24 protein-coding genes are annotated in these 22,613 nt (G+C 62.2%); 14 read left to right on the forward strand and 10 right to left on the reverse strand.

Annotation, left to right across the window (positions count from 1 at the left end; genetic code table 11):
* Positions 1-61 precede the first annotated feature (61 nt).
* Together BMX27_RS14670 and BMX27_RS14675 are read right to left on the reverse strand one after the other, a co-directional pair.
* Complete coding sequence (locus BMX27_RS14670; protein ID WP_090160798.1) at positions 62-826, reverse strand: tRNA1(Val) (adenine(37)-N6)-methyltransferase; 765 nt, start codon at positions 824-826, stop codon at positions 62-64.
* Positions 823-1,038 carry a putative signal transducing protein gene (locus BMX27_RS14675; RefSeq protein WP_090160800.1) on the reverse strand — a complete coding sequence of 72 codons (216 nt, stop codon included), beginning with the start codon at positions 1,036-1,038 and terminating at the stop codon, positions 823-825. The genes BMX27_RS14670 and BMX27_RS14675 overlap by 4 nt, the downstream gene beginning before the upstream one ends.
* A 48-nt stretch (positions 1,039-1,086) precedes the next feature.
* Between BMX27_RS14675 and BMX27_RS14680 the strand changes: the two genes are divergently transcribed.
* Positions 1,087-2,085 (forward strand): polyprenyl synthetase family protein, encoded by a 999-nt coding sequence (locus BMX27_RS14680; protein WP_090160802.1) that lies wholly within the window; start codon positions 1,087-1,089, stop codon positions 2,083-2,085.
* Here the strand turns inward: BMX27_RS14680 and BMX27_RS14685 are convergent.
* The 3 genes from BMX27_RS14685 to BMX27_RS14695 all read right to left on the reverse strand — a co-directional run bounded on the left by BMX27_RS14685 (position 2,061) and on the right by BMX27_RS14695 (position 6,386).
* Positions 2,061-2,939 carry a 4-(cytidine 5'-diphospho)-2-C-methyl-D-erythritol kinase gene (locus BMX27_RS14685; RefSeq protein WP_090160803.1) on the reverse strand — a complete coding sequence of 293 codons (879 nt, stop codon included), beginning with the start codon at positions 2,937-2,939 and terminating at the stop codon, positions 2,061-2,063. The two genes, BMX27_RS14680 and BMX27_RS14685, sit on opposite strands and share 25 nt — an antisense overlap.
* Complete coding sequence (locus BMX27_RS14690) at positions 2,936-4,630, reverse strand: tetratricopeptide repeat protein (protein ID WP_090160805.1); 1,695 nt, start codon at positions 4,628-4,630, stop codon at positions 2,936-2,938. Before BMX27_RS14690 ends, BMX27_RS14685 begins: the two co-directional genes overlap by 4 nt.
* A gap of 109 nt (positions 4,631-4,739) precedes the next feature.
* Positions 4,740-6,386, reverse strand: a complete 1,647-nt coding sequence (locus BMX27_RS14695; RefSeq protein WP_090160807.1) for an electron transfer flavoprotein-ubiquinone oxidoreductase — start codon at positions 6,384-6,386, stop codon at positions 4,740-4,742.
* A 188-nt stretch (positions 6,387-6,574) separates the two neighbouring features.
* Here BMX27_RS14695 and greA point away from each other — a divergent pair, with 188 nt between their 5' ends.
* From greA to BMX27_RS14735, 8 genes are read left to right on the forward strand one after another with little or no spacing between them, the layout of a single operon-like run.
* Positions 6,575-7,045, forward strand: coding sequence for a transcription elongation factor GreA (gene greA / locus BMX27_RS14700; protein ID WP_056036460.1), 471 nt, complete (start codon positions 6,575-6,577; stop codon positions 7,043-7,045).
* 8 nt (positions 7,046-7,053) lie between these two features.
* A complete protein-coding gene (locus BMX27_RS14705; protein ID WP_090160809.1) occupies positions 7,054-8,007 on the forward strand; it encodes a hypothetical protein in 954 nt (317 codons plus the stop codon).
* A complete protein-coding gene (locus tag BMX27_RS14710; protein WP_090160811.1) occupies positions 8,007-8,930 on the forward strand; it encodes an AEC family transporter in 924 nt (307 codons plus the stop codon). The genes BMX27_RS14705 and BMX27_RS14710 overlap by 1 nt, the downstream gene beginning before the upstream one ends.
* Positions 8,931-8,978: 48 nt before the next feature.
* The gene (gene fghA, locus BMX27_RS14715; protein WP_090160813.1) at positions 8,979-9,806 is read left to right on the forward strand and encodes an S-formylglutathione hydrolase; all 828 of its coding nucleotides are present in this window, start codon (positions 8,979-8,981) and stop codon (positions 9,804-9,806) included.
* Positions 9,803-10,252, forward strand: a complete 450-nt coding sequence (locus BMX27_RS14720) for a YaiI/YqxD family protein (protein WP_090160815.1) — start codon at positions 9,803-9,805, stop codon at positions 10,250-10,252. The genes fghA and BMX27_RS14720 overlap by 4 nt, the downstream gene beginning before the upstream one ends.
* Before the next feature lie 12 nt (positions 10,253-10,264).
* Positions 10,265-10,885: an HAD family hydrolase gene (locus BMX27_RS14725; RefSeq protein WP_090160817.1), complete on the forward strand. Its 621-nt coding sequence runs from the start codon at positions 10,265-10,267 to the stop codon at positions 10,883-10,885.
* A complete protein-coding gene (locus BMX27_RS14730) occupies positions 10,882-11,784 on the forward strand; it encodes an ornithine cyclodeaminase family protein (RefSeq protein WP_090160819.1) in 903 nt (300 codons plus the stop codon). Before BMX27_RS14725 ends, BMX27_RS14730 begins: the two co-directional genes overlap by 4 nt.
* Positions 11,781-12,740, forward strand: a complete 960-nt coding sequence (locus tag BMX27_RS14735; protein WP_090160821.1) for an alpha/beta fold hydrolase — start codon at positions 11,781-11,783, stop codon at positions 12,738-12,740. Before BMX27_RS14730 ends, BMX27_RS14735 begins: the two co-directional genes overlap by 4 nt.
* Here the strand turns inward: BMX27_RS14735 and BMX27_RS14740 are convergent.
* The gene (locus BMX27_RS14740) at positions 12,677-13,804 is read right to left on the reverse strand and encodes a GGDEF domain-containing protein (protein ID WP_090160823.1); all 1,128 of its coding nucleotides are present in this window, start codon (positions 13,802-13,804) and stop codon (positions 12,677-12,679) included. The genes BMX27_RS14735 and BMX27_RS14740 overlap by 64 nt on opposite strands.
* A gap of 129 nt (positions 13,805-13,933) precedes the next feature.
* Between BMX27_RS14740 and zapE the strand changes: the two genes are divergently transcribed.
* A complete protein-coding gene (gene zapE, locus BMX27_RS14745; RefSeq protein ID WP_090160825.1) occupies positions 13,934-14,998 on the forward strand; it encodes a cell division protein ZapE in 1,065 nt (354 codons plus the stop codon).
* Between the two features lie 120 nt (positions 14,999-15,118).
* Here the strand turns inward: zapE and BMX27_RS14750 are convergent, their stop codons facing one another.
* The 4 genes from BMX27_RS14750 to BMX27_RS14765 are packed head-to-tail and all read right to left on the reverse strand — an operon-like array spanning position 15,119 to position 18,866.
* Positions 15,119-15,646 carry a hypothetical protein gene (locus BMX27_RS14750; protein ID WP_090160827.1) on the reverse strand — a complete coding sequence of 176 codons (528 nt, stop codon included), beginning with the start codon at positions 15,644-15,646 and terminating at the stop codon, positions 15,119-15,121.
* Positions 15,633-16,898 carry a bifunctional folylpolyglutamate synthase/dihydrofolate synthase gene (locus BMX27_RS14755; protein WP_256212581.1) on the reverse strand — a complete coding sequence of 422 codons (1,266 nt, stop codon included), beginning with the start codon at positions 16,896-16,898 and terminating at the stop codon, positions 15,633-15,635. The genes BMX27_RS14750 and BMX27_RS14755 overlap by 14 nt, the downstream gene beginning before the upstream one ends.
* A gap of 57 nt (positions 16,899-16,955) precedes the next feature.
* A complete protein-coding gene (gene accD / locus BMX27_RS14760; RefSeq protein WP_090160829.1) occupies positions 16,956-17,909 on the reverse strand; it encodes an acetyl-CoA carboxylase, carboxyltransferase subunit beta in 954 nt (317 codons plus the stop codon).
* A 57-nt stretch (positions 17,910-17,966) separates the two neighbouring features.
* Positions 17,967-18,866, reverse strand: coding sequence for a CPBP family intramembrane glutamic endopeptidase (locus tag BMX27_RS14765; RefSeq protein ID WP_090160831.1), 900 nt, complete (start codon positions 18,864-18,866; stop codon positions 17,967-17,969).
* A gap of 103 nt (positions 18,867-18,969) precedes the next feature.
* On the opposite strand from BMX27_RS14765, the gene ilvD reads away from it, so the two are divergent.
* The 4 genes from ilvD to BMX27_RS14785 all read left to right on the forward strand — a co-directional run bounded on the left by ilvD (position 18,970) and on the right by BMX27_RS14785 (position 22,610).
* Complete coding sequence (gene ilvD, locus BMX27_RS14770) at positions 18,970-20,733, forward strand: dihydroxy-acid dehydratase (RefSeq protein WP_090160833.1); 1,764 nt, start codon at positions 18,970-18,972, stop codon at positions 20,731-20,733.
* Between the two features lie 4 nt (positions 20,734-20,737).
* Positions 20,738-21,355: a hypothetical protein gene (locus tag BMX27_RS14775; protein ID WP_090160835.1), complete on the forward strand. Its 618-nt coding sequence runs from the start codon at positions 20,738-20,740 to the stop codon at positions 21,353-21,355.
* A 94-nt stretch (positions 21,356-21,449) separates the two neighbouring features.
* Positions 21,450-22,220 carry a DUF6478 family protein gene (locus BMX27_RS14780; protein WP_090160837.1) on the forward strand — a complete coding sequence of 257 codons (771 nt, stop codon included), beginning with the start codon at positions 21,450-21,452 and terminating at the stop codon, positions 22,218-22,220.
* Between the two features lie 12 nt (positions 22,221-22,232).
* Positions 22,233-22,610 carry a hypothetical protein gene (locus BMX27_RS14785; RefSeq protein ID WP_090160839.1) on the forward strand — a complete coding sequence of 126 codons (378 nt, stop codon included), beginning with the start codon at positions 22,233-22,235 and terminating at the stop codon, positions 22,608-22,610.
* The last annotated feature ends 3 nt before the right edge of the window (positions 22,611-22,613 follow it).

Consider the following 22,613-nt stretch of genomic DNA (forward strand, 5'->3'; position numbering starts at 1 on the left):
TCATCTGTTTCGTGAGATGCGTTGCGTAGGACCAGCCTGCTGCGCAATTCTTGCCAAATTATTAATCCTGCATCGGCAATTTTGTGCCGTCCCGCAGGATTGCGGCGATCTGCGGGGTGTAATCCGGGCGATCGTCCTTATGTATCGCGCCGGCATGCAGGACGAGAGGTGCCGCCAGCGCAAGCGGCGCACGACCACCGTGACGGGCCTGAACGATGACCAGATTGGGGGCGCGACCAGCCCGTGCTGACAGCGGCCTGACCTGCATGGATCCCAGTCGTCCGAACAGTGTCGACAGGATCAGGTCCAACTGCCCGGCAGGATGGATCACCGTTAACGTGCCCTTGGGTCTGACCCTGCGGATACCGCAGTCCAGCCAGGCGGACAGTCCGACGGGGCCACCGCGCCCCAGATCCCGCCCCGGATCGGCGGCGGCCGCGCCGGCACCACGATCGAAATAGGGCGGATTCATGATCACATGATCATAGGTTTGCTGGCGCACGGCATCCGGCAGGTCTGTCAGATCGGCTGTATGCACCACGGCATCTGCGTTGTTGTCAGCGGCGTTCAGACGCGTGAGCGCCGCATAGTCCGCCTGCACCTCGACCCCCGTCAGCGAAAGGTCCGGTACACGCGCATGCAGGCACAGCATCGCCGTCCCGACGCCGCATCCCACGTCCAGAATGCGCTGACCCGGTGTGGCGGGAACACTGGCGGCCAGTAGCACGGGGTCGACCCCTGCGCGGTATCCTTGCCGAGGCTGACGCAGCGTCAGACGCCCCCCGAGAAAGGCATCGTGGGTCACGCCCGTGTCGGCGTCGGTCATGGCGATGTGTGGATCTCTGCGTCACGCATGACGGCGCGTGCCATGAACAGATCCCGGTCGGCGACCATGACCCGCTGTGGCAAGATGCCCAAGCTGCCGTCCAGCACGCTCATGTTTACGTCGAAGGTGAAACAGGGTATCTCCTCGACCTTGAGCAGGGCCGTGGCGAGGGCGATGACCGTGGGGTCGTTTGTGCGCAGCAGTTCCTTCATGACGCCACCATAGCCGCATCTGCGCCACCCACAACACGGGAACACGACATGAGCCTCGACCACGCCGCCACCAAGCCGCACGAACGCCTGGCGCAGGCCCTGTCCGCGGACCTGTCTGCGGTGAACGACATGATCGCGGCGCGCATGGCGTCGGAAAACGCCCCCCGCATCCCCGAGGTGACCGCCCATCTGATCGGTGCAGGTGGCAAGCGTTTGCGCCCCATGCTGACGCTGGCTGCGGCCAATCTGTGTGGCTATGCGGGACCCTATCACGTGCACCTGGCGACGACGGTGGAATTCATCCACACCGCCACGCTGCTGCACGACGACGTCGTGGACGAAAGCGACAAGCGCCGCGGCAAACCGACCGCCAACCTGCTGTGGGACAATTCCAGCTCGGTTCTGGTCGGGGATTATCTGTTCGCCCGCAGTTTCCAGCTGATGACGGAAACCGGCAACATGGACGTGCTGCGCATCCTGTCGAACGCCGCCGCGACCATCGCCGAAGGCGAGGTGCTGCAATTGACCGCCGCCCGCAACATTGCCACGACCGAGGACACATACCTCAAGGTGGTGCGCGGCAAGACGGCAGCGCTGTTTTCCGCCGCGACCGAGGTTGGTGGTGTGATCGCGGATGCGCCCGTGGATCAGGTAAAGGCCTTGTTCGACTATGGCGACGCGCTGGGCATTGCGTTCCAGATTGTTGACGACCTGCTGGACTGGCAGGGCGGGGCGGGCATCGGAAAGAACGTGGGCGATGATTTCCGCGAGGGCAAGCTGACCATGCCGGTGATCCGCGCGATTGCGGCAGGCGATACGAACGAGCGCGTGTTCTGGACCCGCACGCTAGAAAAGCGCGTGCAAGAAGACGGCGATCTGGCACAGGCCCAGGACATTCTTGCGCGGCATGGTACGCTGGACAGCACAAAAGAGACTGCAATCGCATGGGCCGCGCGTGCGAAATCGGCGCTGGACCCGATCCCCGATCACGAGATCAAGGGAATGCTCGTCGATCTGGCCGATTACGTGGTGGAACGGCTGGTCTGAAACACTCCGCCCGGTGCGACCCACCAGCGCGGATGCCGTAGCTGCATGGATTTCGCCGCCAGTTTCGCATCTGCCGTATGCGCGACAAGTCCCCAGCAGGTCGCACCTGATCCGGACATGCCCACGGCCTTGACCTGTGGCAGGCTGCGTAGATCCGTCAGCGCCTGCGCAATCTCGGGGGCCATGGCCTTTGCCGGTGGCAAAAGGTCATTGCGCTGCGTTTCCAGCCAGTCTGCGAAACCCGCGAAATCCAACCCCTGTGGCACTGCGTCCATTGGCGCGAGGTCCGTCCGGTCCAGCGCGCCAAAGATTGCGGGCGTCGGCACATCGACATCAGGCCTGACCAGGACGAGCGCGCAATCCGGCAAGCGCGGGACGCTGGACAGATCCTCGCCGATCCCGCGCATCCGCATCGGGGCTGGCCCCGCCAGACAGACCGGCACGTCCGCGCCAAGGCCAAGGATGTCGTCGCGTGTCAGCCGGGCAAGGTCGACTTTCCAGAAATCAGCCAGCAGATGCAGCGCCAGTGCGGCATCGGCCGATCCGCCGCCAATTCCCGCAGGATGCGGCAGGATCTTGTCCAGGGTCAGTGCAGCGCCACGTGTCGTGCCCGTTACCTGGGCCAAGAGGCGGGCCGCGCGCACCACAAGGTTGCGTTCGTCGGTCGGCACGCCGGGTTTGAACGGTCCGGTCACCGACAGGCGCAGGTCCGGTGCAGGGCCAACCCGCAGGCGGTCGCCCAGATCGACGAACACGACAAGCGAATCCAGCAAATGATAGCCGTCATCGCGGCGTCCTGTCACATGCAGGGTCAGATTGATCTTGGCCGGGGCCAGTGCCGCGTTCGGAATCATTGGGTCGGATCGTCTGCCAGTGTGATGGGGGGTTGGCCTTCTGCAGCACGGACGGCATCCAGACCGTCCGCCAGTTTCGCCCTGATCCGCGAGGCCAGCGCCTCGTCCGGGTCAAAGGACAGGGCGCGCTGCCACTGAAACCGTGCCTCGCGTTTGCGACCCACCGCCCAATAGGCATCACCCAGGTGATCGTTGACGATCGGATCGGTCGCTTCGAGCGCTGCGGCGGTTTCCAGCGGTGCGACGGCCTCTTCGTAGCGGCCAAGCGTGAAATAGACCCATCCCAGCGAATCGATGATGGCACCGCTGTCAGGCCGCCCCTCGACCGCGCGTTCGATCATGTCGAGTGCCTCGTCCAGTTTTTCGCCGCGCTCCACAAGGCTGTATCCCAGGTAGTTCAACACCTCGGGCCGGTTCGGTTCCAGTTCCAGTGCCGCGCGGAAATCGGCCTCGGCGGCAGGCCAGTCGTCGCTGTCGAACGACACGACGGCGCGCGAATAATAGACGATCCAGAGATTGGGGTCGTCCTGCGGATAAAGATCGATGGCGCGGGTATAGGCGTCATGGGCTGCATCCAGTTGGTCATTGTCCCGCAGGACATCACCCAGCCGGGACTGCACAAAGGGCAGATCAGGGTGCGCCCGTGCGAGGGCTTGTGCGACTTCGATCGCGGCCTCGTCCCGGCCGGACAACCGCAAACTGTCGATGCGGCCCAATTCGGCAGATGGATAGGCCGGATCGTCGGTGGGGACGGTGGCAAACGCCTCTCCGGCCAGATCGTAGCGGCGCATTTCCTGCAAGAGAGCTGCGGTCAGCATGGCCGCATCGACGTTGTCGGGTGCCATGAACTGCGCCATCCGGGCATATTGCAGGATATAGTCGTCGCGCGCCTCACCTGCGAGCAGGCTGCCGATCATGAATGCGACCTCGCCCAGACCCTCTGCGGCGCTGGTCACGACATCATAGCCCAGCGTTTCGCCAGCGGCCAAACGGCGCTGCATGTCCACGATGCCCGGATCCAGCGTCGCGCCGAACACGTCAGTCAGCGCGGCCGCGGCATCATCGTTTCGGTCCAGCTGGGACAGGATCTGCGCCTGCGCGATGGCGGCCCGGGGGCTGAATGCGCTGGTGCCGTCACCAGGGTTTGCAAGAATGGCCAGCGCGCCTTCGTAATCGCCGACCGTCGCCAGTGCATAGGCCTTGTGCAGCAGGCCATAGCTGCGCATGCCGTCGGTGTCGGCCACCGCGTCAAAGGCAGTCAGCGCGTCCGTCATCTGCCCCGTGCCGACCAGCGCCCACGCCCGGGCGAGCGCGTCGAACAGCGGGCTGACACCCAGCGGGTCCGCGTCCAATATCGTATCCCAGTTGCCATTGACCGCGTTGACGCTGACCGTGATCGCAGCACCGACCTGGCTGCTGATACCTGCCTCGCGCAGACGATCCGCAAAAATGGCCGCGCGTTCGAAATCGCCCAGCGCGACAAAGGACACTGCTGCACTTTCCAACAAGGCGACGTTCTGGGGATCCTCGACCAGGGCCTGTTCGTAAAATTCTGCGGCGGGCGCATAATCACGCACGCCAGCCGCACTGCGCGCGGCCAGATAGGCACCCGGATCGACCTGTGCCTGCGCTGGCGGGCCGAACGACATGAGACCCACCACAAGGGCCGCGATAGAAATGCGTTTCGTCATGACACTCGCCTGCAAGAACGTTTGGACCTGCACCGTAGGCGCAGGTCCAATGGCGTGCAATCAATCACATGTCACGAGCGGTTGAACGTGCGGGTCACCGCCGCAATGATCACATGTTGGGATAGTTCGGTCCGTCGCCACCCTGCGGCACGGTCCAGACGATGTTCTGGCTGGGGTCCTTGATATCGCAGGTCTTGCAGTGGACGCAGTTCTGGAAATTGATCTGGAACTTGGTCTCGTCCCCTTCGCCCACGAATTCGTACACGCCGGCCGGGCAATATCGTGCGGATAGGCCTGCATATTTCGGCAGGTTCACCGCGACAGGGATCGACGGATCCTTGAGCTTGAGATGCGCGGGCTGGCTTTCTTCGTGATTGGTAAAGCTGAAGGCCACGTTCGTCAGGCGGTCGAACGACAATTTGCCATCCGGCTTGGGGTAGTCGATGACCTTGTGCTGATCTGCGGGCTCCGTGGCCTCGGCATCGGATTTGCCGTGCGACAGCGTGCCGATGACCGAAATACCGGTCAGCGTGTTGGTCCACATGTCAAAACCACCCAGCGCAAGCGAGGTCGTCAGCCCGTAACGCGACCAAAGCGGTTTCACGTTGCGCACCTTTTTCAGGTCGATGCCGACGGGGCCGGTTTTCAGCACCTTGTCGTAGTCGGTCAGTGTGTCGCCGCTGCGTCCAGCCTGCATCGCCTCGATCGCGGCTTCGGCTGCGTGAATGCCCGACAGCATGGCGTTGTGGTTGCCCTTGATGCGGGGGACGTTCACCAGCCCTGCGGAACAGCCCAGCAGGCAGCCGCCGGGAAACGCCGTCTGAGGGATGGACTGGAATCCGCCCTCTGAAATCGCGCGCGCGCCATAGGCGACACGCTTGCCACCTTCCAGCAATTCCTTGACCATCGGGTGATGCTTGAACCGCTGAAATTCCATGTAGGGGAATGTGTGCGGGTTCTTATAGCCCAGGTGCACGACGAAACCGACATACACCTGATTGTTGTCGAGGTGGTAGATGAACGATCCGCCACCGGCACCGGATTCGTTCAGCGGCCAGCCCATCGTGTGAACGACCGTGCCGGGCTTGTGTTTCTCTGGGTCGATTTCCCAGATTTCCTTCATGCCGAGACCGTATTTCTGCACGTCACTTTTGGCGTCGAGGTCGAATTTTTCGATCACCTGCTTGGACAGCGATCCGCGCACGCCTTCGGACAGGAACACGTATTTGCCCAGCAGTTCCATTCCCGGCTCGTAGCCCGGTCCCTCGGTTCCGTCGGGGTTGCGCCCGAATTCACCGGCTACAACGCCCGACACACGGCCATCGTCGCCCCAGACCAGTTCGGAACAGGCCATGCCCGGGAAAATCTCGACGCCCAGTTCCTCGGCCTGTTCGGCCATCCAGCGACAGACGTTGGCCATGCTGACGATGTAGTTGCCGTGGTTGTTCATCAGCGGTGGCATCAGCATGTTGGGCACGCGGATTTTCCCGCCCTCGCCCAGCATGTAGAAATGATCGTCGGTGACGGGGACATTCAGCGGCGCGCCGCGGTCCTTCCAGTCAGGGATCAGGCGATCCAGGCCCGATGGATCCAGAACGGCACCAGACAGAATATGCGCGCCGACCTCGGACCCTTTTTCCAGGACGACGACATTGCAATCGGGGTCCATCTGTTTCAGGCGAATGGCCGCCGACAGCCCGGCAGGGCCGGCGCCGACGATGACAACATCATATTCCATTGATTCGCGTTCAGCCATGATCCATCCTTTTGCATGTGCAGCAATAAAGTTGCGCGAAGGGTTACAGGACGCGCCGGGGCGTCGCAATCACAACGATGCGTCAAAGGCGCGGTTCCGCCGCGGCGTTTTGCCGGGCGCTTGACTTTACCACGCGCGAATACGCTATGAACGTGCGATGAATTCGCACAGGCCAAGAGGGTGCCAACATGGACAAGATTCCGCTGACCGCTGCCGGTTTCAAAAAACTGGACAATGAGCTCAAGCACCTGAAGTCGGTTGAACGCCCGGCCATCATTCGCGCCATTTCCGAGGCGCGCGAACACGGTGACCTGTCTGAAAACGCCGAATACCATTCCGCCAAGGAAAAACAGTCGTTCATCGAAGGCCGGGTGAAGGAGATCGAAGGCGTGCTGTCGTTGGCGGACGTCATCAATCCGGCCAAGATGTCAGGCAACGTCAAATTCGGCGCGACCGTGCATCTGGTGGACGAGGACACGGACGAGGAAAAAACCTATCAGATCGTCGGCGAATACGAGGCCGATATCGAAAAAGGTCTGCTGAACATGAAATCGCCGCTGGCCCGCGCCCTGATCGGCAAGGACGAGGGCGACAGTGTCGAAGTCCGCACGCCAGGTGGCGAACGGTCCTACGAAATCCTGAAAATCGAATACAAGTAGCAAACACCATGCCGCAATTTCGTCCAGAGCCAGAGGAATCCGGTGTCGCCGGATCCCTTCTGGCCGGGCTGGGCGTTGCCTGGATCGTCCTTGTTCTGGTGCTATGGGTATTGCAGCCAGCCACCCCCGAGGGTTTCGGTGGGGCCATCACGCTGTTCTACCTGCTGGCGCTGATCCTGCCGCCTGCCGTGCTGGTGGTGTGTCATCTGATCATGGACGCGCAGCGCGAAACCAAACGGCGCATCAACCGTTTGGATGATGCATTGGCGGCACTGCGTGTCACGCCGCAATCGTCGGCCATGTCCCCCAAGACGGTCGAGGCACGGCTGGAGGAAATCGCCCAGACAGCGCGCAAGACCGAAGCGACGGTCGCGACGTTTACCAGTTCGCGGGATATGGCGCGGTCCAAGCTGGCGATCACCTCGATCAAGACGGTACCGGACGATCAGCCAACGCTGGCGCTGGGCACCTCGGCCGAGGACATGGCCGTTCCGCTGGAAACGGCCGAGCTGATCCGCGCCCTTAATTTCCCCGAGGACGAGCGCGACACCGCCGGTTTCGGCGCATTGCGCCGCGCGCTCAAGGATCGGTCGGCTGGCAAGCTGATCAAGGCCAGCCAGGACGTGCTGACACTGCTCAGTCAGGATGGCATCTACATGGATGACCTGAAACCGGACCGCGCAAAACCCGATCTGTGGCGCAGGTTCGCGCAGGGTGAACGGGGCCGGGCGGTCGCGGCGCTGGGTGGCATTCGGGACCGGTCCAGCCTTGCGCTGACGGCAGGACGGATGCGCGAGGACGTGATTTTCCGCGACGCCGCACATCATTTTCTGCGGTTGTTCGACCGTATGCTGGCGCAGGTCGAACCGGATGCCAGTGATGCCGAGATGATCGCGCTGGCCGATACGCGGTCGGCGCGGGCGTTCATGATCGTGGCGCGTGTCAGCGGCGTGTTCGACTGATGATCGCGATTTTCATTCAGACACTGCCATTCTTTGCCATCATCGGGTTGGGCTATGCCTCCGGGCGGTCAGGTTTTTTCAGCGCCGAGGCGACGGCCTATCTGACGAAATTCGTGTTCTATTTCGCGCTGTCGGCGATGCTGTTCCGGTTTTCCGCGAACCTGTCGCTGGCGGATGTTTGGGACTGGTCATTCGTCGCGGCCTATCTGTGCGGCACGATGTTGATCTACGTGCTGGCCACCATCGTCGCCATGATCCGCCGATTGCCCGTGGCAGAGGCGGCAGTCGAGGCGCAGGTCGCCGTGATCGGCAACGTGGGTTTTCTGGGCATCCCGATGCTGACCTTGCTGCTGGGACCTGCCGCGATCGGACCGAACATGATGGTACTGGCGGTCGATCTGATCGTGTTCGGCAGTCTGATTGTCATCCTGATCACCGGCAGCCGCGACGGGCGCATCCAGCTAGGTGTTTTGAAAACCGTTGCGCTGGGATTGCTGGCCAATCCGATGATCGTGTCCATTGCGCTGGGGCTGACCGTGTCAGCGCTTGCGTGGGACCTGCCAAAGCCCGTCAATGAATTTGTGACCCTGCTGGGTGGTGCAGCAACGCCCGGCGCACTCTTTGCCATCGGTGCCTCACTGGCGAGCAAGTCCGCCGAGAAATTGTCGGTCGCGTCATGGCTTACGTTTTGCAAACTGGTGCTGCATCCGGCTGCGGTGGCCGTCTTTGCGCTGCTGATCTTTACGGTGGATGCCTATGAGGCCAGCGTGATGATCGCGCTGGCGGCGCTGCCTGTGGCTGGCAACGTCTATATGCTGGCGCAGCATTACCGGGTCGCGCCCCAGCGCGTGTCAGCGGCAATCCTGGTGTCGACGACGCTGTCGATCATCACCGTGTCCGTGGTCATCGCGCTGGTGACGTGACACCGGGCCGGGGGCGCGTTAGCACTGGTGCAAACCAAGGAGACGACGATGGATACCATTTCGGAAAACAAGTGTTTCGGCGGGACGCAGGGCGTCTATTCTCATGCGTCGGCGGCCACGGGTGGCACCATGACATTCGGCCTGTTCCTGCCGGAAGAGGCCGCGAACGGCCCTGTGCCGGTCCTGATCTATCTGTCGGGTCTGACCTGCACCCATGAAAACGCAATGACCAAATCCGGCGCACAGGCCTTTGCTGCCGAACAGGGCATTGCGCTGGTTTTTCCCGATACTTCGCCGCGCGGCGAGGACGTGGCCGATACCGACGGATTCGACATGGGGTTGGCCGCCAGTTTCTATTTCGATGCGACGCAGGACCCGTGGAAGCCGCATTACCAGATGGAAACCTACATCACGCGCGACCTGATGCAGGCGCTTGCTGATTTCCCGCTGGACATGGACCGTGTGTCGATCACGGGTCATTCGATGGGTGGTCATGGTGCCCTGACGCTGGCGCTGAAACACCCCGACATGTTCCGCAGCGTCTCGGCCTTTTCGCCGATCTGCCATCCCACTGCGTCAGACTGGGGCCAGCGTCAGTTCGAAGGCTATCTGGGGTCCGACAAAAGCGCTTGGGCAGGTCACGATGCAACATCGCTGATGCGGTCCAGGGGCTACGACAAGCCGGTTCTGGTGGACCAGGGCACCGCAGATCAGTTCTATGACAAGCTGAACACAGGCGATTTCGCGGCGGCCTGTGCCGATGCCCGTGCAGACGCGCAAATCCGCCTGCAAAGCGGGTATGACCACAGCTACTTTTTCATCGCGTCATTTATCGCCGATCACGTCGATTTTCACGCGCAGGCTCTCTACGCATGAGCATCTATGTCGACGCTGATGCCTGCCCGGTCAAGGCAGAGGTCGAACGCGTCGGCACACGGCACAAGGTGCAGATGTTCGTGGTCAGCAACGGCGGTATCCGTCCTTCGCAAAACCCGCTGGTGCAGACCATCGTGGTGCCGGACGGGCCGGACGTGGCTGACATGTGGATCGCGGACAGGGCCGGGCCGGGCGATGTCGTCATCACGGGTGACATTCCGTTGGCGGCCCGCTGCGTGGAAAACGGTGCGCAGGTGCTCAAACACAATGGCGAGCCGCTGACCCAGGCCAATATCGGAAACGTGCTGGCGACGCGCGATCTGATGGCTGACATGCGCGCCGCCGATCCGTTTCGTCAGGGCGGTGGTCGTGCATTTTCCAAGGCCGACCGGTCCCGTTTTCTGGACGTGCTCGAACGCAGCCTGCGCAAGGCCGCCCAATCCTGAAAGGACTCCCCCATGCCTGTAGAGGCCGTCATCTTTGACATTGGAAACGTGCTGATCGAATGGCAGCCGGAACGGTTCTATGACGCGCAGATCGGCGAGGAACGTCGCCGCGCGATGTTCGCCGCCCTTGACCTGCACGGCATGAATGACGGTGTGGACCGTGGCGACAACTTTCTGGAGGCCGTCACGGCCTTTGCCGCGGCCAATCCTGCCTGGCATGCCGAAATCATGATGTGGCACGATAACTGGGCGCAGATGGCCAGCCCTGAAATCCCCCATTCGATTCGGTTGCTGCACGCCCTGCGCGCGGCAGGGGTTCCGGTGTTCGCCCTGTCCAATTTTGGCATTCAGACCTTTGCGATTGCCGAAAAGGTGTATCCGTTCCTGAATGATTTCGACCGTCGTTATATTTCCGGCCATATGGGCGTCATTAAACCTGACGCCGAGATCTACCGCCGGGTCGAGGTGGATTGCGGTGTCGATCCTACGGTCCTGCTGTTCACCGATGACCGCGTCGACAATATCGCTGCTGCGGCCGAACGGGGCTGGCAGACGCATCTGTTCGATGGTCCTCAGGCCTTTGCAGATCGTCTGGTGTCCGAAGGGCTGCTGACCGCAGAGGAGGCACAATGACCAAAATGATTGGACCAGAGGCCGAGGCAAAGCTCGACTGGATCGGGCTGACGGATGCGCTGGCCGCGGGCCACGACCTGCCGCCGGCAGAAATCAAGGATGTGTTCCTGTACCAGGGGAACCGGACGCTGCTGAACCGGTCCGCGTGGATCGCGGGGTTGGGCGTGCTGGTCAAGGCGGCAACGGTGTTTCCAGATAACCCTGCGCAGGGGCGTCCGATGGTCGGCGGTGCAGTGAACCTGATGTCGGATGCGGATGGCAGTCTGTCAGCCGTGCTGGATTTCGGGTTGGTCACGAAATGGAAAACAGCCGGGGACAGCCTGCTGGCCGCGAGACGACTGGCCCGCCCGGACAGCCGCAATATCCTGATCATCGGCGCAGGGACCGTGGGTGCGTCGCTGGTGCAGGCCTATGGTGCCGCCTTTGCGCATGCGTCGTTCACGATCTGGAACCGGTCCGCTGACGGGGCCGCGCGGTTTGCCCGCGATCACGGGGCGCAGGTGGCTGATGATCTGGAAACCGCCGTGCGGGCCGCCGATATCATCTGCTGTGCCACGATGACGACCGAACCGGTTCTGTGCGGTACATGGCTGCAGCCCGGCCAGCATGTCGATCTGATAGGGGCCTATCGCCCCGACATGCGCGAGGCCGATGACGCGGCCCTGCGGCGTGCGCGGATATTTGTCGATAATCGCAGCACGACGATGGACCACATCGGCGAGTTGCGCGATCCACTGACGCGGGGTGTGATCGGGCCGGATGATGTTCTGGCGGATTACTATGACCTTGACCGGTTTGAGCGGAAACCAGGGGATATCACCTTGTTCAAGAACGGCGGTGGCGCGCATCTTGATCTGATGACGGCGCATTACATTCTGGGTCAGGTCGGCGCGGCATGATCTGGCTGATCGTCCTTGAGATCCTCCTGCTGTTTCTGGCGTGCTGGCCATTCCTCAGCGAAGCGCGCAAGCCGCCTTTGACTGCGGATATTCGCGGGACCGGCACATGGGCTGCGTTGTCACAGGGGCGCACTTGGTATCGCTGGACCGGTCCTTCGCGTGGTCCTGTGGTCGTGGCAATCCATGGACTGACGACACCCAGCCCCGTGTTTGATGATCTGGCGGGTCACTTGGCGCAGTCAGGTTATCGCGTGCTTTGCTATGATCTGTACGGTCGGGGACTGTCTGACGCTGTTGCAGGGACGCAAGATGGTGCCTTTTTCCTGAAACAGCTGGATGATCTGCTGCGCGATCAGGATGTGACAGGCCCCGTGACGCTCGTTGGCTATTCCATGGGCGGCACGATCGCGACGCTCTTTGCGGCGAAAAACGCGGCGCGTGTCGAGAGGATCGTCCTGCTGGCGTCGGCGGGTATGGGGCTGAACCTGACGCCATTCTGGCGGTTTGCGCGTGATACGCCTGTGATCGGGGACTGGCTGGCGCGTGGGTTTGGTGCGGGCGATCTGCGTCAGGTCGCGGCGACGGGTACGGCGATCGGTCGGGTGCAACACGATCAACTGACGCGCAGGGGATATCTGCCCGCTGTTCTGTCCAGCCTGCGGGGCGCGTTGTCAGCCCAGATGCAGGATGCCCATCGTGCCGTCGCCGCTGCCGAAATCCCGGTTCTGGCCATCTGGGGCGGCATGGATTCGACGATCCCGGCCGTCGCGATGGGACAACTGGCACAATGGAACCGAAAGGTCGTGCACGAGGTCGTGCCTGACGCAACCCACTCGCTGCCCTGGCAACACGCTGATGTCGTTGCGGAATTGATGCGGGACTGGATGGATGGTCAGGCTGTTGCGTCCAGTGAAACGGCTGCTGGCACCAAAAGCGGTGATCCGACACAGGTATAGTTCCGTCCATTGCGTTTCGCGTGATAAAGCGCGTGATCCGCGCTGGCACTATGATGGTCGAAACTCGCCTGAAGCGGGGTCCATGAGACACCGATCGACACGGTCAGATCGAGGGTCAGATCGTCAACTCTCAAGGCCGTACCGCTGATGGCCATTCTGCATCTGTTGGCAATGATTTCCGCTGTGCCTGCGGCCGTATCCGGCAGCAGGACGGAAAATTCATCACCCCCAAGGCGGCTGAACAGATCGCCCTCGCGCAGGCAATCTCGGATCCTTTGGACAAATTGAACCAGGACGGCATCGCCGACCGGGTGGCCATAGGTGTCGTTGATGATTTTGAACCGGTCGATATCCATCAGCAGCAAGGCACGCCCGCGCGGGGCCTGTGGCCGGCTGTTCAGGCCGTCGACGAACTCCCGAATGGCGGCACGGTTCAGAACACCTGTCAGCCCGTCCGTCTGACAGGCCGTTTGCAGGGTCTGCACCCGGATGATCTGTAGCCGTTCACGGGTCAGCAACAGGCCCAGGGCCAGTGTCCCGACAAACTGAACCACAAAGGAAAATGGCGCGATATTGGCCATGTAGATTTGTCGCGCCGCCTGTGGCAGCAGCAGACCAATCAGCGCATGCATTGCGACCACGGTTGCCAGCAAGAGGGTCGCAGCGACGTTCGGGACGCCCCTGGACCGGATCAGTTTCGACCACGCCAGGCCGCATGCCGCGACCGAACACATCGCGGTCAAGCCGATAGTCATGCCGTCCCCGCCAATCGCGAAACGGGTCAAACCCGCAATGACAAGCGCGATGATGCCACCCTGCACATCGAAATAGGCGAAGGCCAGTGCAACGAACACGAGCCTGGAATCAATGAGGAAACCATCCGAAATTTCGACCGGAGACGACATCGATGCGACCGCCGCGAGCCCCAGCACCAACCCCATGATCGGACGGACAGCGACTCCGTCCAGTTTGCGGCGGGCGATCAGCCCGTAAACATAGGCCATCGAGAGCGCGATCCCGACCGGCTGAAACAGCGTCATGAAAATTCGGATAAGTTCGGTCATGGGTCCCCTCGTGAGCCTGAGCGGACAATCGCTGCGAAAACTGTAGAAATATTTAATCGAACCCGACCGGTTTCGACGGGCCACAAGACCTGTTTGTCAATTCATCGGACGCGGCGTATTTCATGCAGCATGAGTGTTTCAGATGCCTATGATGCAGCGGTCCGGGACGGCACGCTGAATGACGATCCGGCCCAGCGTGCAGTACTGCCCGAATTGGATCGGATTGCGGCGGCACTTGCCGTGCCAGCCAAGCGGGGCCTGTTCCGCCGTGCGCCAGACCCTGTTCCGGGGCTGTATATGTGGGGTGGCGTCGGGCGCGGCAAATCCATGTTGATGGATTTGGCCTATGCGCAGATTGATGCGCCAAAGTTGCGCCGCCACTTCCATGCCTTCATGCAGTGGGTTCACAGCGAAATCGCGCAGGCCCGCAGGCAGGGGGTCGATGATGCGATCAAACCCGTGGTTGCCACGCTGGTGGATCAGACGCGGCTGCTGTGTTTTGACGAAATGCAGATCACCGATATTACGGACGCGATGATCGTGGGTCGACTGTTCGAGGGGTTGTTTGCCGCCGGCGTGACAATCATCACCACATCGAACAGGCCGCCTGACGACCTGTACAAGGACGGTTTGAACCGCCAGTTGTTCGTGCCGTTCATCGACCTTCTCAAGACACGGCTGGTGGTTCACGAATTGGCCGCCGAAACGGATTATCGACAGGGTCGGCTGGCGGGCACTCCGACCTATTTCACACCTGCTGACGCAGCGGCGCGCAGCGCAATCGCAAAGGTCTGGCAGGACCTGACCCAAGGTGCGGACAACCCGCTGACCCTGCACGTCAAGGGACGCGAGGTCGTCTTGCCCGGGTATCACAATGGTGTCGCGCGGGCGTCGTTTTTTGATCTGTGTGGGCGGCCGCTGGGCGCTGCGGATTACCTTGCGCTGGCCGATGCCGTGCGGGTGCTCATCCTCGAGGACATTCCGTCATTGGGGCGTGACAATTTCAACGAGGCCAAACGTTTCGTGACCCTGATCGACGCCCTGTACGAGGGGCGCGTGCGCCTGATCTGTTCTGCCGCGGCCGCGCCGGAATTTCTGTACCGCGAAGGCGAGGGCAGTTTCGAATTCGAACGCACGGCCAGCCGGTTGCGCGAAATGCAAAGTGATGGATGGGGTGAAAACCCAGCGGCCTGACACGAAAAAGCAGGCCATAAGCCTGCCCCTCGCCCTGCCAAGATCGCCGGGCCTGCGTGACATTCACTGCCATTCTGCCCCGTTGACACTTTTGTGAATCATGACTGATTCGCAGTCAATCTATTTTTCAGTATTGTTTGTCTTGCTGAGTGGCATGGCGGCTTGGCAACGGGGTGATACAGCCGCGCGGGTGGCCCGCAGGGGCGTTGCGGGGTCGATCGAACTGTCCGCGACATAGACTCCGTTCAGGCAGATATCCTGCGCGTAATTCCCTGAATTGAAACCAAAACCGGGATTTCCGCAGTTTTCGACGTTGCCGTCGGCATTCCAGCCTTGCGAATTTGTCCCCGAAAAACTGCCGCCCGTCAGAAATGTCAGCGACAATGGATCAAACCGCAGGTGCCAAGTGGCAGAGGGCGCGCGCGTTGCCATGTCCCATGTGCCCAGCAGCTGGCCGCGGTGATAGCCTGCGATCTTGAACCCGGTCACATCGCGTTCCGTGACGATGGTGCGGGCCATCGCGGTTTCCGCAATCGTCATGCGTCCGGTCATCGTATAGCCGTTCGCACCGGTCCAGCAGAAATTCAGGGTCTCGGCGGTGGCGGGTCCCGCCAAAAGCGCAAGGGCAAACAGACTAACCCGCATCATTCAAACGCATCACATGCCCTGCAAGGTAGAGCGACCCGCAAATCAGAATACGGACCGGATCGCCGCCTGCGAAACCGGTCAAGGCATCCTGCACGCTGTCGGCGCTGCGTGCCATCATCCCGACTGATTCAGCGATGCGGGCCGTTTCATCTGCTGGAATTGTATTCGCCTCGTCGGGAATGGACACGGCTGTCAGGCTGTCCGCAACCGAGGCCAGCGGGGACAGATAGCCTGCGATGTCCTTGGTGTTCAGCATGCCGCAGACCAGATGCGTGGGTTTGCGGGGCAAGGCGGCCAGCGTCTGTGCGATCATCCGACCGGCGGCGGGGTTATGGCCTCCGTCCAGCCACAGTTCTGCAGGGGCGGCCAAATCGACAAGCGGGCCTGTCGTCAGCCGTTCCATCCGGGCCGGCCAATAGGCGCGGGTGACAGCGGCCTCGCAGGCGGCATCGGTCGCCCCAAGGTGACGCAGTCCCGCGATCGCGGCCCCGGCATTGGTGATCTGATGCGGTCCGGGCAGGTGCGGCAGCGGCAGGTCCAGCAGCCCGGTTTCGTCCTGATAGACCAGCCGGTCGCGTTCCACGCCAACATGCCAGTGTTGCCCGTAGGCCAGCAACGGCGCACCCAGCCGGGCGGCACGTTCCTCGATCACCTCCAGCGCCTGAGGATGTTGAGGGCCGACAACGCAGGGGACGCCGCGTTTCAGGATACCTGCCTTTTCGCCGGCGATCTGCGCGATGGTGTCGCCAAGAAACGATTGGTGATCCAGATCGACCGGCGTGATGACGCACAGGCGCGGTGTCATCACGTTGGTTGCGTCCAGCCGCCCGCCCAATCCGACCTCCAGCAGGGTCCAGTCGGCAGGCGTTTCGGCAAAGGCCAGCAGTGCTGCAACGGTCGTGATCTCGAAATACGTGATCGGTGCGGGGCCGTTGGCCGTATAGGCGCGGTCCAGCACAAGGGTCAGCGCGTCTTCGGAAATCAGATCGCCCGCCAGTCGGATGCGTTCGTGAAACCGCGCCAGATGCGGCGACGTATAGGCATGGACCGCAGCACCATCGCATTCCAGACCGGCCCGCATCATGGCCTGCGTGCTGCCCTTGCCATTGGTGCCCGCGATGTGGATCACAGGGGGCAACCTGTCCTGCGGATTGTCCAGCGCCGCCAGCAGCCGCCAGACGCGATCCAGCGTCAGGTCGATCACCTTGGGGTGCAGCGTCATCATCCGTTGGAGGATCAGGTCAGATGTCATGGCCGCATCCTAAGGGGGATTGTTGCCGCGGGGCCGGCTGGCGACCGGCCGTCCGCGCTATTTGGACTGTTCGGTTTCGGCCAGATCTGTGGGTGTGGCCGGCGGTTCGACCTCGGCTTCGCTTGTGATCTGTGGCGCTGGCAGGTCACCTGCAACGGGTGGTTCCATTTTCATCAGCATCCGCAGGATCGTGACCAGTTCTTCCTTCAGCTCGGTGCGGGGCGTCACACGGTCCAGCATGCCGTGGTCCAGCAGGTATTCGGCGCGCTGGAATCCCTCTGGCAACTGTTCACCGATCGTCTGTTCGATGACCCGGGCCCCGGCAAAGCCGATCAGCGCGTTGGGTTCAGCGATCTGGACGTCACCCAGCATGGCGTAGGACGCCGTGACGCCGCCGGTCGTCGGGTGCGTCAGGACGACGATATAGGGCAGGCCTGCCTCCTTGAGCATCTGCACCGCGATTGTCGTGCGCGGCATCTGCATCAGGCCCAGGATGCCCTCTTGCATCCGGGCACCGCCAGCAGCGGAGAACAGGATGAACGGGCGACCCAGTTCGATGGCGCGTTCGGCACCCGCGATGATGGCGTTGCCGACGTACATCGACATGGACCCACCCATGAAACTGAAGTCCTGCACAGCCACGACCACAGGCGTGCGGCCCATGTCGCCTTCGGCCACCAGCATGGCGTCCTTTTCACCGGTCTTGCGGCGGGCGTCGCGCAGACGGTCGGTATATTTCTTTTGATCGCGGAAATTCAGCGGGTCGGTGACGGGTTCCGGCACCGCAACCTCGGTGTAGATGCCACCGTCGAACAGGGACAGCAGGCGGTCGCGCGCACCGATCGGCATGTGATTGCCGCAGTTTCCGCAGACATTCAGGTTGTCGGCCAGTTCGCGGTGAAACAGCATCGTGCCGCAGTCATCACATTTCGTCCACAGATTGTCCGGGGTTTCGCGCCGTGAAAACAGGGCGTTGACCTTGGGGCGGACGTAATTGGTGATCCAGTTCATGGGATGCGGCCTCTCTTGATTGCCTTGGAAATAGCGACCGTGCGTCATGAATGCAATCTACACCCTCAGCGCGACCCGCGCGGCCAGCCACATGACCAGTACGCCCATGATCGACACCACGATGTCGAACAAAGTGAACGGCGTCAGCAGTGCGATCAGCCCAAAGTCATCGGGAGGCAAATCACCCGCATAAGGGTAAAGCAACAGCGCAAGCCCGCTGGACGGCGTCTGTGCCTCGGCGATGATGACGGTGGCAAAGATATTGTTGGCCACATGCAGTCCCACGGCTGCGCCCAAGGTGCCGGTGCGCGCAGTCAGATCGGCGCAGGCCAGTCCCAGCAATGTGGCCCAGCCGGCCCACAGCACGCCCGCGGCCACGGTGTCGCCATTATACAGATGCCCGAAACCGAAATAGACCGAAGGCAGCACCATCCAGACCCAGCGGCTGGAGGACAGCGCCCCAAGTTGCTGTTGCAGATATCCGCGATACAGCAGTTCTTCGGTGGCGCACTGAAGCGTGATTGCAACGATGCCGGGCAACAACCACACCAGCCAGAGCGCGGGATTGCGCAGCCCCAGGTCCTGGGACAGGTCGAACCACAGCAACGCAGGTTCCTGCACCAGCAACACAAGCGATACCGCGAGCGTTGCCACGACGGTGTGCCGCACTGCCAGCTTGCGCGGGCCGATCATGCTGGCAAGGCCGCGTTGATGCAGCAGGCGCACGGCAAGGATCAAGGTGGCGGCGGGCAGGATGAACATTCCGAAATCCAGCACCGTCGCCGCAGGTGTCGACAGGTCGGCGTCGGGCCCCAGCAGGCTGAAATAGATGTGCGGCATGATCGCAAAGGCGATCTCGAAGATGATGAGGACGGCAATGATGCGAAGCAGGCTGCCTGCGGGACGGGCAGGGGCCGTGAATGCCGCCATCGCAAGGTAGGGTCGGTGCCAGATCATGCGCCACGTTATGCTGCGTCTGCACGGTCCTGCAACCGCAGTTGCGACTTGTCAGGAAGGGGTCCGCAAATTAGACCCGTGCCGAGCCCCTGAGGAGAATGCAATGACCGCCAATCGCCCCGACAAATCCAAGCTGCCCAGCCGTCACGTGACCGAAGGCCCCGCGCGCGCGCCGCACCGGTCCTATTACTATGCGATGGATCTGACCGAACAGGACATCGCTCAGCCCTTTGTCGGCGTTGCGACCTGCTGGAACGAGGCGGCCCCCTGCAACATCGCGTTGAACTGGCAGGCGCAGTCGGTCAAGCGCGGCGTCAAGGAAGCGGCGGGCACACCGCGCGAATTCACCACCATCACCGTCACGGACGGCATCGCGATGGGCCACGAAGGCATGCGGTCCTCGCTCGCCTCGCGCGAGGCGATTGCCGACACGGTGGAACTGACGATGCGCGGTCACGGCTATGACGCGCTGGTAGGTCTGGCGGGCTGCGACAAATCGCTGCCGGGCATGATGATGGCGATGATCCGTCTGAACGTGCCGTCTGTGTTCATGTATGGCGGGTCGATCCTGCCGGGCAAGGCACCCGCCGGTGCGGACCTGCCGGGCGATTTCGGCGAACGCGATCTGACGGTGCAGGATATGTTCGAGGCGGTGGGCCGGTACCAGTCCGGCGAAATGACCGAAGAACAGCTGGCGATCCTGGAACGCGTGGCCTGTCCGTCCGCCGGTGCCTGTGGCGGCCAGTTCACGGCCAACACGATGGCCTGCGTGTCCGAGGCGATCGGTTTGGCGCTTCTGAATTCCTCTGGCATGCCTGCCCCCTACAAGGACCGCGCGCAATACGGCGAGGCATCGGGCCGCGCTGTCATGCACCTGATCAACGAAAACATCCGTGCCCGCGATGTCGTCACCCGCAAGAGCCTGGAAAACGCGGCGCGCGTCGTCGCCTGCACCGGTGGGTCGACGAATGCCGGTCTGCACCTGCCCGCGATGGCGCATGAGGCCGGGATTGATTTCGACCTGTGGGACGTCTGCGACATCTTCAAGGACACGCCGTATTTCGTCGACATGAAACCGGGCGGTCAGGCCGTGGCCAAGGATCTGTTTGACGCAGGCGGCATTCCTGTCGTGATGAAGGAGTTGCGCAAGGCCGGCCTGATCCACGAGGATTGTATCACGTCGTCGGGCAAGACCATCGGCGAAGAGCTGGACATGATCAAAGGTGAGCCGGACGGCAAAGTGATCCACTTTATCGACAACCCGATCACCAAGACCGGCGGCGTCGTCGGCCTGCGCGGCAACGTGGCCCCCGATGGTGCCATCGTCAAGGTTGCAGGCATGTCCGATGCAGAGCAGGTCTTTAGCGGTCCCGCCCGCGTGTTCGAAAACGAAGAAGAGGCATTCGCCGCCGTCAAGGCGCGCGAATACAAGGAAGGCGAAGTCCTTGTTATCCGCAACGAAGGCCCCGCAGGCGGTCCGGGGATGCGTGAAATGCTGGCGACCACCGCCGCCCTGTCCGGTCAGGGCATGGGCAAGAAGGTGGCCCTGATCACCGATGGGCGTTTTTCGGGTGCGACACGCGGGTTCTGCGTTGGTCACGTGGGGCCAGAGGCCGCGCATGGTGGTCCGATCGCCTTGCTGCAAAACGGTGACATCATCACGATCAACGCGTTGACCGGGGAATTGTCTGTCGATGTCAGCGACGCCGACATGGATGCACGCCGCGCGGCCTGGTCTGGCCCGCGGCCCACGAACTATGCCTCTGGCGCGATCTGGAAATTCGCGCAGCTGGTGGGTGGTGCCCGCAAAGGTGCTGTGACCCATCCCGGTGCCAAGGCGGAAACGCACGTCTATATGGACCTGTAACGCGATGTTGCGCGGATCGATCCTGGCGGTGGCACTGGCCGCACTCGCGGCTTGCGCCCTGCCGGGGACAGTGACCGGGCCGGACGCGACGACCTTGCGTCTGACCGGGGGCATCGTCGTTGCGGCGCCGCAGGGCTACTGCATTGATCCGCAAGTGACGCGCCCGCAGCGCGGGTTCGCATTCCTCGCGGCCTGTGCCGCGATCAATGCGGCATCGGACAGGCCCCTGCCGGACCGGATGGCGCTGATCACCGTTCAGGTCGGCGATGCGAACAGCGCGCTTGTCGCGGGGTCCGAACCCGCCTTTCGCGCCTTTCTGGAAACACAGCAGGGGGCAACCTTGCTGGGGGTGTCCGACATCGGCGGGCCAGTCGACGTGCTGAGCACGGGTGCCGCGACCAATGCCGTGACTGTCTACACGCGCGACACGGCCCCCCCCGATATCGTCGGTAGCCAACCCGAAAGCTGGCGATTGTTCACCGACCTGAGCGGGCGTGTCGTGACCATCACGGTGCGCGGCCTGACCCAGGCTCCGTTGACGCAAGTTCAGTCGCGCGAAGTGCTGGACCAGATCTTACAGCAGTTGCGGGCGGCCAATAGCGTGCAACAATCGACGACGTGATGACTTGGCATTGTTTCCATTTTGGAAATAGTCGTGCAGATCGTCCCATGGCCGGACATGCGCAGTTCGGCCCAGCAGACTAAAGGAGCGTTGGGTGGGATTCGGCAAACAGGCAATCGGACGGCTCTTGCATCGGTGGAGCCTGCGACGCTGGACCCGGCTGGCCCGCGCGGCTGAAACGGCCGACCTGGACAAGCTGCATCAGCAGCGCCTGATGGCGAGCCAGTTGATGACGCGCCTGTCTGAACTGAATTTCGTTGCCAACAGTCGACTGGCCTTGCCGCGTGTCGGCACAAACGCGTTTGTCAGACCCGGTGGCACCCTTTGGTCCTGGCGACCGCGCGCCTGGCGCGGTCCGTTGCCGGAAATGGGAATTGCCGCGGTGGGCAACCGTGCGAGCCTGGGTGATCATCTGACGGTGTTTCATGACTGCGACATCAGTGAACTGACGCTTCGCCAGATCCGCAATACGCGCACCAGTGACATGGCGCCCTATGGCCTGCGACTGGATGTTTTCAGGTTTGACGGCAGTTTCCTCAGTCTCGTGCTGGACCTGCCCGCAGAGGCGATCGACGGGCTATTGAAACGGCACATCATCCGGTTGACCCTGAATGTGGAATTGGAACAGCCGCTGGAAATCTTTGCGCGGTTGAATGTCCGCCACGGTCCGAACACCGAACAGATGGTGCAAGAGATCAGGAATGCGGATGGCGAAATGGTCGTCGAATTCGATCTGGCCTATAGCGACATCAATGAACGGCGGATCGAGGCAGCCTGGCTGGACTTGATTTTCGAAGGGGCCGAGATGAACCAGATCACCCTGCGCGATGTCACCTTGTGTCGTTATCCGCGCGCCGAACTGTAAGGAGCGACCGTCATGTCGGAACTGAAACTGATCAAGCTGCGGATGATCGCCGGTCTGTGGCAGGGCGAATTGACGGGGGTCACGGGTGACGCGCCACCCGCCCTGATCGTGTCGCAGGGGGCAGAGGCGTTGCCCGCACCGACGCTGAACCGGCTGGAGGACGGCAAATGGCTGGTCGAGGTTCCGGTGCCGGCCGATCGGTTGGGCGATGGCGTGCAGACCTTTGTGATCAGCACGCGCGATACCGGTGACACACTGGCGAGTTTCGCATTCATGGGGGGCGAGGCGCTCTCGAACGACATTCGCGCGGAACTCGACCTGTTGCGCGATGAATTGGACATGCTCAAACGCGCGTTTCGGCGGCACTGCGTGGAAACCGCAGGGAACTGATGT

Origin of the sequence: Loktanella sp. DSM 29012 (genome assembly GCF_900110705.1) — a bacterium.
GTDB classification, from domain to species: domain Bacteria; phylum Pseudomonadota; class Alphaproteobacteria; order Rhodobacterales; family Rhodobacteraceae; genus Loktanella; species Loktanella gaetbuli.

Bases quoted from the DNA above. Each gene is read 5' to 3' on its own strand.
- BMX27_RS14685 (WP_090160803.1), bottom strand. From the start codon at position 2,939: ATGATTCCGAACGCGGCACTGGCCCCGGCCAAGATCAATCTGACCCTG.
- BMX27_RS14690 (WP_090160805.1), bottom strand. From the start codon at position 4,630: ATGACGAAACGCATTTCTATCGCGGCCCTTGTGGTGGGTCTCATGTCG.
- BMX27_RS14740 (WP_090160823.1), bottom strand. From the start codon at position 13,804: ATGACCGAACTTATCCGAATTTTCATGACGCTGTTTCAGCCGGTCGGG.
- BMX27_RS14730 (WP_090160819.1), top strand. From the start codon at position 10,882: ATGACCAAAATGATTGGACCAGAGGCCGAGGCAAAGCTCGACTGGATC.
- BMX27_RS14675 (WP_090160800.1), bottom strand. From the start codon at position 1,038: ATGAAGGAACTGCTGCGCACAAACGACCCCACGGTCATCGCCCTCGCC.
- accD (WP_090160829.1), bottom strand. From the start codon at position 17,909: ATGAACTGGATCACCAATTACGTCCGCCCCAAGGTCAACGCCCTGTTT.
- BMX27_RS14735 (WP_090160821.1), top strand. From the start codon at position 11,781: ATGATCTGGCTGATCGTCCTTGAGATCCTCCTGCTGTTTCTGGCGTGC.
- BMX27_RS14705 (WP_090160809.1), top strand. From the start codon at position 7,054: ATGCCGCAATTTCGTCCAGAGCCAGAGGAATCCGGTGTCGCCGGATCC.
- BMX27_RS14750 (WP_090160827.1), bottom strand. From the start codon at position 15,646: ATGATGCGGGTTAGTCTGTTTGCCCTTGCGCTTTTGGCGGGACCCGCC.
- BMX27_RS14680 (WP_090160802.1), top strand. From the start codon at position 1,087: ATGAGCCTCGACCACGCCGCCACCAAGCCGCACGAACGCCTGGCGCAG.
- BMX27_RS14765 (WP_090160831.1), bottom strand. From the start codon at position 18,866: ATGATCTGGCACCGACCCTACCTTGCGATGGCGGCATTCACGGCCCCT.
- BMX27_RS14695 (WP_090160807.1), bottom strand. From the start codon at position 6,386: ATGGCTGAACGCGAATCAATGGAATATGATGTTGTCATCGTCGGCGCC.
- fghA (WP_090160813.1), top strand. From the start codon at position 8,979: ATGGATACCATTTCGGAAAACAAGTGTTTCGGCGGGACGCAGGGCGTC.
- BMX27_RS14725 (WP_090160817.1), top strand. From the start codon at position 10,265: ATGCCTGTAGAGGCCGTCATCTTTGACATTGGAAACGTGCTGATCGAA.
- BMX27_RS14775 (WP_090160835.1), top strand. From the start codon at position 20,738: ATGTTGCGCGGATCGATCCTGGCGGTGGCACTGGCCGCACTCGCGGCT.
- BMX27_RS14710 (WP_090160811.1), top strand. From the start codon at position 8,007: ATGATCGCGATTTTCATTCAGACACTGCCATTCTTTGCCATCATCGGG.
- BMX27_RS14720 (WP_090160815.1), top strand. From the start codon at position 9,803: ATGAGCATCTATGTCGACGCTGATGCCTGCCCGGTCAAGGCAGAGGTC.
- BMX27_RS14755 (WP_256212581.1), bottom strand. From the start codon at position 16,898: ATGACATCTGACCTGATCCTCCAACGGATGATGACGCTGCACCCCAAG.
- greA (WP_056036460.1), top strand. From the start codon at position 6,575: ATGGACAAGATTCCGCTGACCGCTGCCGGTTTCAAAAAACTGGACAAT.
- ilvD (WP_090160833.1), top strand. From the start codon at position 18,970: ATGACCGCCAATCGCCCCGACAAATCCAAGCTGCCCAGCCGTCACGTG.
- BMX27_RS14785 (WP_090160839.1), top strand. From the start codon at position 22,233: ATGTCGGAACTGAAACTGATCAAGCTGCGGATGATCGCCGGTCTGTGG.
- zapE (WP_090160825.1), top strand. From the start codon at position 13,934: ATGAGTGTTTCAGATGCCTATGATGCAGCGGTCCGGGACGGCACGCTG.
- BMX27_RS14670 (WP_090160798.1), bottom strand. From the start codon at position 826: ATGACCGACGCCGACACGGGCGTGACCCACGATGCCTTTCTCGGGGGG.